This is a genomic window from Neisseria sp. P0001.S005 (assembly GCF_051963715.1).
Genome location: NZ_JBQCTZ010000687.1, coordinates 1 through 401 on the forward strand (window position 1 = coordinate 1; position 401 = coordinate 401).

1 protein-coding gene is annotated in these 401 nt (G+C 57.9%); it reads right to left on the reverse strand.

Features of this window, described 5'->3' with window-relative positions; translation table 11 throughout:
- Positions 1-401 (reverse strand): ATP-binding cassette domain-containing protein (locus tag ACTHSP_RS22380; RefSeq protein ID WP_440347057.1); only part of this gene is annotated, 401 nt, incomplete at both ends.

The window sequence follows — 401 nt, forward strand, 5'->3', positions numbered from 1 at the left end:
TGGGCGATGGCAATCACGGTTTTGCCTTCCATCATTTTGTCGAGGCTTTCTTGGATGGCGGCTTCGACTTCGGAGTCAAGCGCGCTGGTGGCTTCGTCAAGCAATAGAATCGGCGCGTCTTTAAGCATAACGCGGGCGATGGCGATGCGTTGGCGTTGGCCGCCGGAAAGTTTCACGCCGCGTTCGCCAACGTGCGCATCATAGCCGCGTCGGCCTTTGGCATCGCTTAAGTTAGGAATAAAACCGGTGGCCTCGGCGCGTTCGGCGGCAGAAATCATTTCGGCTTCGGTCGCATCGGGACGACCGTAGATAATGTTGTCGCGCACGGAGCGGTGCAGCAGGGAGGTATCTTGCGTCACCAAACCGATTTGGGCGCGCAGACTTTCTTGGGTAACGCTGTC